This is a genomic window from Corynebacterium minutissimum (assembly GCF_000805675.1).
In the GTDB taxonomy this organism is placed as follows: Bacteria; Actinomycetota; Actinomycetes; order Mycobacteriales; family Mycobacteriaceae; genus Corynebacterium; species Corynebacterium minutissimum.
In genome coordinates, this window is sequence record NZ_JSEF01000034.1 from 1 (window position 1) to 905 (window position 905).

Genomic DNA, 905 nt, shown 5'->3' on the forward strand with positions numbered 1-905 from the left:
CCTGCTAACGCTGATGGTACTGCAACCGGGAGGTTGTGGGAGAGTAAGAAACCGCCGACACCAAACAACAAATAAACAACTCAATACAAAACTGAAGGCCCTAGACACCCATCAAGGTGTCTAGGGCCTTTACCTCGTTATAAATACCACTACCGTTTTACAGGTGATTACACACTCTGAAGTGCCCCAGGTATTGTTCCGTCTGAGCAGATGGGAAAATCTGGGGCACTTCAATTGACTTCCTTCACCCCTTTCACTAGGTGTGAGGAAGTTGAAGGTTGGTTACCGAAGCAATCTTAGATCGCCGAAATTCGGCCTGCGCGATAGTTCGGTAGAAGTTATCATTATTAGTACGGGCCTGACCCCCGGAAAGTAGACACGTCGGGGGTTAGCTATGCTGCTTGGGTCAGTGTAGCTGATGTGAGTGCTTCGAAGTCATTGGGGGCTAGAAGGTTGCACCAGGAGTGCCGTCTGCGGGTGTTGTAGCGCATGCACCATCGGAAGACTTCTTGGCGGCAGACGATGGGATTGTCAAAGACTTTCCGATCACGCAGGACTTCACGCTTTAAGGTGGCGTTAAATGATTCCGCCAGGGCATTATCGGCACTCGTTCCCACTGCTCCCATGGATTGGCGCACGCCAAGCTGGGCGCAGTGGTCTTGAAAAGCCTGTGAGGTGTACACACTGCCATGATCAGAATGGAAAATTGCCCCGTCAAGGCTTTCGCGAACCTTGCTGGCATGAGACAAAGCCTCAATTACCAGAGATACACGCATGTGATCGGCTAGCGCATGACCAACGAGCTTGCGTGAATAGGCGTCAATGACCGTGGCAAGGTACATGTTCTTGCCGCCCTTACACGGCAGGTAGGTGATATCGCCTACATAGACGTGGTTCGGCCTGTC

Annotated in this window: 1 protein-coding gene; it reads right to left on the bottom strand. The window is 51.7% G+C overall.

The window, feature by feature from the left end; genetic code table 11:
* Positions 1-392: 392 nt before the first annotated feature.
* Positions 393-905 (bottom strand): IS3 family transposase (locus tag NX84_RS12265; RefSeq protein WP_039677002.1); only part of this gene is annotated, 513 nt, incomplete at its 5' end.